The organism is Pseudomonas sp. 13B_2.1_Bac1 (assembly GCF_025466155.1).
GTDB classification, from domain to species: domain Bacteria; phylum Pseudomonadota; class Gammaproteobacteria; order Pseudomonadales; family Pseudomonadaceae; genus Aquipseudomonas; species Aquipseudomonas aylmerensis.
Map to the genome: position 1 here is coordinate 1 of NZ_JANLOH010000093.1, position 710 is coordinate 710.

Annotated in this window: 1 pseudogene; it reads right to left on the bottom strand. The window is 60.1% G+C overall.

Annotated elements, in window-relative coordinates:
* Window positions 1-710, bottom strand: a pseudogene (locus NTD80_RS23090) (type IV secretion protein Rhs); the annotation flags it as partial.

Genomic DNA, 710 nt, shown 5'->3' on the forward strand with positions numbered 1-710 from the left:
GCTATAGCCTAGTTCACCCGCGTCGCTGCTTTCGCTGAGCAGCTGACCGAGGGCGTCATAGCGGGATTTCAGTTGCTGCTGCTCGCCGTTGTGAGTTTTAAAAGTGATCGCCAGCAGATTGTCAGCAGCATCGTAGGCATAGTCGGTGATGCCATCGTCAGTGGTTTTGCGTAGCAGCCGGCCCACCGCATCGCGGGCGAAGCGATGCTTGATCGGGTCGTCTGATTCAAGGGGCGGTGGGCCGTCCTCGTAAGTGTTACGCGGTTCCGGCGCGGGCGTGGGATGGGCGTCGGTCCCAGTAACATCGTCCACGGCGTTGTAGTGATAGACGCGGTAGCTGCCGTCCAGGTCGACCTGGGCGGACAACCGATCCAGCACATCCCACTCAAATCGGTAGGCCTCGCCGTTCTCATTGCTCAGCTGTTGCAGGCGCCCATAGGCGTCATAGCTGAAGCGCACCTTATGCCCCAGCGCATCAATACGCTGCTGGATCCGTCCGCTCGGATCGTAGCGGTACTGGGTACGCAGGTTGGCCGGGTCGATGTAGTCAGTGAGCTGGCCGGCGAGGTTCCTCCGGTAGCGATCAATACGTCCGTCCGGGCGTTCGCTTTCGATCAGTTGACCACGCAGGTCGTAACGATACTGCGTGGTTTCACCACGGGCATTGGTGCTGGCGCACAGATAGCCACGTTCGTCATAGCGGTAGTGGT